The organism is Aeromonas sp. s9 (genome assembly GCF_040907765.1).
Classification (GTDB): domain Bacteria; phylum Pseudomonadota; class Gammaproteobacteria; order Enterobacterales; family Aeromonadaceae; genus Aeromonas; species Aeromonas caviae.
On record NZ_JBFOCK010000088.1, the window covers coordinates 1 to 6,734 of the forward strand.

4 protein-coding genes are annotated in these 6,734 nt (G+C 48.1%); 1 reads left to right on the forward strand and 3 read right to left on the reverse strand.

Features of this window, described 5'->3' with window-relative positions; genetic code table 11:
- A partial coding sequence (locus AB5Y54_RS17695; protein WP_368154092.1) for a transposase occupies window positions 1–424 on the forward strand: 424 nt, incomplete at its 5' end.
- A gap of 169 nt (window positions 425–593) precedes the next feature.
- On the opposite strand, the gene AB5Y54_RS17700 is transcribed toward AB5Y54_RS17695, so the two are convergent.
- The 3 genes from AB5Y54_RS17700 to AB5Y54_RS17710 all read right to left on the reverse strand — a co-directional run.
- Window positions 594–2,015, reverse strand: a complete 1,422-nt coding sequence (locus tag AB5Y54_RS17700; RefSeq protein WP_368154093.1) for a hypothetical protein — start codon at window positions 2,013–2,015, stop codon at window positions 594–596.
- Entirely contained in the window at window positions 2,012–6,301 is a 4,290-nt protein-coding gene (locus AB5Y54_RS17705; protein ID WP_368154095.1) for an AAA domain-containing protein, read from the reverse strand. The genes AB5Y54_RS17700 and AB5Y54_RS17705 overlap by 4 nt, the downstream gene beginning before the upstream one ends.
- 9 nt (window positions 6,302–6,310) lie before the next feature.
- A partial coding sequence (locus tag AB5Y54_RS17710; protein ID WP_368154092.1) for a transposase occupies window positions 6,311–6,734 on the reverse strand: 424 nt, incomplete at its 5' end.

Sequence of the window (6,734 nt, forward strand, 5' to 3'; positions counted from 1 at the left end):
TTCGGTGCGGTTGTTTAATGTGATCGATGACTTCAATCGCGAAGCACTGTGCATCGAGGTGGATTTTTCCTTGCCTGCCTCGCGAGTCAAACGGGTGCTGGAGCAGGTCATCGAGTGGCGGGGCAAACCAGCCGCAATCCGCTGTGATAATGGTCCGGAATACATCAGCGAAGAGCTCAAGCAATGGGCGCAGCAGAAGAGGATTGCGCTGAGGTATATCCAGCCAGGCAACCCGCAGCAGAATGCCTACATAGAGCGATTTAACCGCACTGTGCGTTACGACTGGTTGGGCCATTACCTGTTTGAGTCACTGAATGAGTTACAGGAATTTGCCACGAACTGGCTGTGGGTTTATAACCATGAGCGGCCCAATATGGCGCTGGGCGGCTACACGCCGAAACAGCGCTTGGCACAGGCCGCATGACCTCTACTTTTGAGTGCTCCAAAAAATGGGGGGATTACCGGGGGAGATTGCTCTACATGAGTCATTATGAGTCTGCGCCTCCGTCTGGGGGTTGTTGATGGCAGCCCAATGCAAATCATCAATCAGGAGTTCATTGGGTCATCGTCTAGTTTGAGAGATCTGTACAGATCTATATTTTCTCAATTTCCCCTAAGTCCCTAGGTGACTCAAAGAAAGCCATTCCACCAACATATTCTTTGATCAGTTTGCCAACTAAACTAACACGATTCCTGTCAGTTGTTATGAAACCAATCGGTAGGCTGGCAGGCAACCTCTCTGGCCAAGAAATGTGATAGCAAACTACGGCCAAGGAGTCCGGCAAAATCAATGCTTCAACATTTCCATCCAAAAATCCTTCAACGAGCCCATGAACTTTCTTTTCGAAACAGGAAAACTCCTGTTTCCAGCGACCGATAGCTCTGCGGTCTGTTGCATCTTGTACGGGCAGATAGAGTTTCGGGTTGCAGAGTTTGGTTGGCTTCTTGCCTTTGGTGGTTGATCTATCAACCAGTTCACTGAAACACGCTGACGTACGTAGGCTTTGCCCCCAGAATCCATCCGATGGCGCAATCCAAAGTAGATCAGAGGGCTCAGTTTTTGCCTTCTTAATCTCTGCTAACTGAATCTCGAGATATTCGGATATTAGCTCCCAGTTAGCTTTCGAATAGAGTGGGCCTAAGAATGGAATCCATTCACCGTCATTTATCTTGCCAGACTGCTGTGCAGCTAATAGTTTCGCTATGTCCACCGAGTGTTCATTGAACAGCATCCTTGTTTTTTGATCCTCAAGTGTCACCATCGCTTGAGCGACTTGTTTGAAGTTTACTGGCTTACGTGCGGAAGCGATCGCATCGGTAACCAGCTCTTGTACAACAGACGAATCTTCCAAAGCCTCAAAGTCGGCTCGCTCAACCGGGAAGCCTTCTGGATCAATGGATAAATAACTGGTCAGGCGCAATGGCTCTTGGCCCAATTTCCGTACAGATTCCATTGTGTAGATACTGGGCCGCCCGGAATCGCCCTCATAGGACTTGTGCTCCCAAAAGCCCTGCTCCTGGATTTTATGGAATTTCTCCTGAAACATTTTCTTGGCAATTTTTTCACTGTTGGCAACAATTTCATTTGAAACATGCAACCACAAACCAGGGGCTCGCTTTTCATTGGTTCGTTTTCTGCCGACACAGTTGAAACTCGCCAATTCGAAAGCGAACACGCCACCACTTTCCATTAGGGACGAGACCAGAGGTGTTGATCCCAAACTAACGAAGTACCCCCGTGCTTTCGGAGTCAGCTCGATCTGACCTTTTTCCGAAAAATCGAGATCCCCCTTTTCAACCAAGTCTGTGATAGCCTCATCGACTTCCCTTCGCGACAAACCGAAGTAGGTGGCAATATCGACCGGTTTCATAGGTGAGATATGTACCAGTCTTAGAACAAACTCTCGAACAAACGACAGTCCCTTCTTGGTCACATAGGAAAAGCGGATATCAAATCTATGGGCAGGGAGCAGCAAGTCCACTTCATGGTATGCAATATTTACTTTCTGGTTCATTTGCCGCGACCTCCCTGCCCATTAGCCAGTTGAGCATCTACAAAACAATAACCTGCATCTCTACCTTGCTCTTCCAAGAAACTAGCAACACGGCCAAGTGGCAGGTGCTTGTTGTTCACACGCCACATCTGCACCGACCCAACTATTAGCAGCCTGTCCATTGCCCTAGAAAGAGCGACGTTGATTCGATTTGGAGCCCTCAAAAATCCAGGGCTTTGGTGTTTGTCTGATCGAGTCAGTGACAAGATAATGATTCTGTTTTCTTTGCCTTGATAACTGTCAACCGTGTCAATCTTCACAAGTGACTTGAAGCCCTCATCCCATTGAACCTCTTTGAACTTCTGCCTTAGCAGCCGTTTCTGTTCACCGTACATGCAGATCACTCCAATCGCGGGTTCTTCCTCTTTTACCCAAGTTTTGAGCTCATAGAGAAAATCCTTCTCTTCTGCCACTTGCTTGAGCAAATTGATGATTAGGTCTGCTTCACATCTGTTGTAGATACTTACACCCTTATCGTCTTGATGGTGTGCTCTGTTCCCCAGAGCCGATGTATCCAGCCAAGTTACGGGAAACTGAAGAGCTTCTGGCAAACCGTTGTAGATATCAGGAATCGAGCGATTTCCATTCTCGAGTTTTCCATCGTAGAACGCGCTAGATACAAGGTTTCCAATCTCAGGAGCCATACGATATTGGGTTAATAGCGTAGCCCCTACTTGCTCTCCATACTCCGACTCAAAGGCGCGAGCGAAGTCGCTTTGGAGCAACAGATCCAAGTCATTTTCAGCCGAGGAAACCCCTAATCGCCGTGCGAGTGCACGCTTGTGCGGGGTCGTATAGAGCGGAGGTAGCTGTTGATGATCGCCCACAAGCAGGACTCTTTTGCCCACTTGCATAGCAATTGCGAGTTCGCTTGCAATAGATCGTGCAGCCTCATCAATGATGACCCAATCGTACTGGTTATCACGGATACCTATGTGACGCTGTCCGATACCAACACATGTCCCGGTGACAAGTTGGCGAGAACGCGCAAAGAACTCATCGTAGTTAACCTCATCAGTTTCCAATACATCCAGCATGTCTCTGGAGAGCTTGGCCAAGGCTCTAGCCCGTAAAGACTCGTCTGGCCTCACAGCATAGTCACTGTCGAGCTTGTCGATCACACGTTGTTTTGCTGATTCGAGACTATCCTCAGCTTTCAGCAGGAGTTTAAAGTCCTCATGCATCGTTGAACGGATCGACTCATTGAGCTCGATTAACGATTTTTTCAGCTGCTGCTCGTCTTCCTTTTCCAGCGCTGGGTCACCCAATGAATTCATAGAAGAGTTAAAGTGATCTATCTGTCTAAATAGCTTCAGCTCTGCACCCACCAAATCAGATAGATAAGCAGGCTCCAAACCTAATGCTCGTCCCAAGGCAGCGGCTCGATGTCTAGCTTCTGCCCGGAACAGCTCTCGCTTTTCGGAAACTATGGAACTCGCGTAAACGTCTTTTAGCCCCGTGGAAACAGCACCTTCGCGGTTACTAAAACGAACAACATCGAGCGGTGTCTTCAAGCGTGCACAGTGGTTACGGATTCTCTCCGCAGCCGTGTTCACTGCTTCATGGGACTGGCTAACCAGCAACACTCGTTGTACTTGCTGCTTCTCGATCAGGTAGTGCACAAAGGCTGCTATGAACTCGGTTTTCCCTGTACCAGGAGGTCCCTGCAATAGAGAAAGTGGACCGTTGTTTATTAGCTTCTGAAATGCGTCCCGCTGCTGCTGATTGAGACTAATTTTATTACCTTGCTCATCCGAGCGATCGTACCTAGCAAAATCTTCATCGGTCACTTCAATACCGTAGGTTAATGCAGGTAATGAACAGGTTGGATCAAAATAAGTCACAAGTTCACGAATTACCCCCTCTTTATCGAGTAGGCACTTTAATGCCGCCTTTCTTTTCTCGTAAGAGGCTCGATCTTGTTTGGTTCTGAAGAAAACCAAATCACCATCAGAAACAAAACGAGCCTTGGCACTCAGCTTACTCAACCGAACTTCATTTAGAGCCGATTGCTTCAAGACAACTTCACCGAGTGGTGACTCTTTTTCTCCGTCAATCACCAAGGCTTCTATTACATCGGTTCTCTTGAATTGCTCTAATGCATCAATATCCGCCTGGTACGGCATAATTAGTTGATCTTTAGTATCTTTGACCTCTATCGCCCCACCCGAAACTTCAATGTAAGGATATGACTCCGTTTCCGTTTCCAGAATGGCTTTCCAGAGTTTTTCTGTCGCGATTTTTAACTCAGGTTCGGCCACCTCAGAAGTAGTTTGATCAATTTGTTCAAACGCCTTCTTAAGTTCGATCGTCAGCTCATCCGTCGCAATGGATTCAGGCTCTGTTTTCTTAAGGGCAATCTCTAACGCAAGAGAAAACGCTTCATTGCCTTCAAGTCTCTTCGATAGGCCAGACAGGTCATACCCACCTCCGGACTCAATAGCTATAGGAAAATCCAACTCCAGTTGGCTGTTATCAGCATCAGACTTTCGAATCGATGACTTAACTCTAGGTTCAAACCCAACAACAAAGGCCTGATCTCTGGAGCTAAAAATCAGGTCAACGTAGCCTCCTATTCCGAGCACTCTAACGCGAGCATCTGACGGATCCTTTCTACTTGGCTCAATTTGAAGATAGAGATGACCATTATCGGGATAGATAGTTAGAGACTGGAAGTCCCCCTTCAACATGATTCTGACGGGCTCTATCACGTCACCTTTGGGCGCCTCGATAGCAGACTTGAATCGAGAAAGATCCTTAAATCCAAAGAGGGGGTCTTTGATCTCCTGCTCTACGGCGGTTGCAATCTCTTGGAAGTTGTCTGAAGAACCGCCCCACGGTACGCCTAAAAGTTCACAGGCCATTTTCATCACCGCATAGTTGTCTCTTTCAAACGCGGTGCAGGTATCAATATTTTCGGGGCTGTACTGATGATTGAGCGCTTCAGCCGACTCAATGCAGTAATCAGGTGTGTCGATTAACGAAAGCACATAACCGCCATCTTCCTTGCCTACAATGACGTTTCCAGGGTGTAGGTCGCCGTGAGGGATGTGCAGGGTATGCAAATGTTCTATGGAATCGATTAGTTGTTTAATGACGACAAGCTTGTTTTCCTCTTCGATCTCCAGTTCATTCCAATGGCACCCTTCAGCTTGGTCCATCACCAAGTACAGGCTGGACGACTTGGTCGCCAGGCCGAAATCTCTAATGCAAGGGATGTATGAAGGCGATAACGTTTGGAGCTTTTCAATGCGTTTCAAAAAGTGAAGTAGCTTATAGCCAACCGCTGCATTTTCCTCAGCTAGGCCTATGTTTAGCCAAGCTTTAACGACCTGTCCGTTAGAGTAGTAGACCTCTCGCTCCTCAGTCTCAACTAAGAAGTCATCATCCTCTCTGAACTGCCGGGAGTGGTTAATCGATTTTCGATAAGGATCGAGCTCAGATTGGTCGAATACCGCTTCTGTATCGTTCTTTGGTTCAGCGTTAATCAACGCATCAAAAAGCGCTATTGCATCAGAAAAACCCCTTCCCTGGAGTGCGTTCAGTAACACAGGAGCATAAACACTGTCGCTAGCTTCCAAGGCATCAGTGATGCCCTCGATGCTTTTTTGCGAGATGCGCTTAGACGTAAGAATGTGCCACGACAGCATGCCTAGGGCATAAACATCTGCTTCGAATGGGGTGAGCTTAGTGTCTTGAACTGTTGCTACACACACATCGTTCACAGAGAGCAACTGCCGATAGTCGCCCACGGTGCCTGCCGGTTTGTGGTATGCAGAGATGAAGTTGGAGAGAGCTACCTCTTTGCTCGGTGAAATCCAGATGCTGTGGTCACCAAGATCTCGGTGAGCAACTTTGACTTGATGAAGATCGGCAAATTTGGCGACCAAAAGCTTCATCAAGTTTGCGCGGTCCCGATCCGAAAATGCAGGCCCATATTTGCCGATAAACTCGTTGAATCTCACATGATTCGGCGGGAGCTCGTAGACCTCGGAGTACTCGGTCGTTACCTCATCCTTCTGAACACTGGTCAGTGAGCGAAGGCAGTGTTTATATAGGTCGTGGTTCTGATGTTTGATGAATTGCAGAACTTCCCGCTCACGAGAAACAATATCGAACCGACCGTCTGAAGTTTTCGCTTTGGAGCCTTCAAGGTTATCGAAATTCCAAAGTCGCAGTAGTGCTTCATCACCTTTTGAAATTTCAGATGCCGCCTGGGTAATCCCCCCATTTTTTGGAGCACTCAAAAGTAGAGGTCATGCGGCCTGTGCCAAGCGCTGTTTCGGCGTGTAGCCGCCCAGCGCCATATTGGGCCGCTCATGGTTATAAACCCACAGCCAGTTCGTGGCAAATTCCTGTAACTCATTCAGTGACTCAAACAGGTAATGGCCCAACCAGTCGTAACGCACAGTGCGGTTAAATCGCTCTATGTAGGCATTCTGCTGCGGGTTGCCTGGCTGGATATACCTCAGCGCAATCCTCTTCTGCTGCGCCCATTGCTTGAGCTCTTCGCTGATGTATTCCGGACCATTATCACAGCGGATTGCGGCTGGTTTGCCCCGCCACTCGATGACCTGCTCCAGCACCCGTTTGACTCGCGAGGCAGGCAAGGAAAAATCCACCTCGATGCACAGTGCTTCGCGATTGAAGTCATCGATCACATTAAACAACCGCACCGAA

Bases quoted from the DNA above. Each gene is read 5' to 3' on its own strand.
- AB5Y54_RS17700 (WP_368154093.1), bottom strand. From the start codon at position 2,015: ATGAACCAGAAAGTAAATATTGCATACCATGAAGTGGACTTGCTGCTC.